Consider the following 223-nt stretch of genomic DNA (forward strand, 5'->3'; position numbering starts at 1 on the left):
ATCTCCTGCCCGGCAGGCCCGGTGACGATGGCGGTCTGGCTGCCTATGCGCATCGATTTGGGGTGTTTCAGCGGCGGGCGGTAGGGTGCGTCCCACGGCGTGGCGAGAAAGTGATTACGGTAGCCCTGGTGGAAATCGTCCTTGTGGTCGGTCACGTCGCTGATGACATTTTCACCGAGCACTTGCGGCTGTTTGCCTTCATGGATGACCTCCAGCAACAGCC

Annotated in this window: 1 pseudogene; it reads right to left on the reverse strand. The window is 61.0% G+C overall.

Annotated features, from left to right (window positions below):
* Window positions 1-223: pseudogene (locus ACW9H9_RS28965) on the reverse strand (type VI secretion system tip protein VgrG); the annotation flags it as partial.

The organism is Pseudomonas sp. SDO5215_S409, from assembly GCF_054071325.1.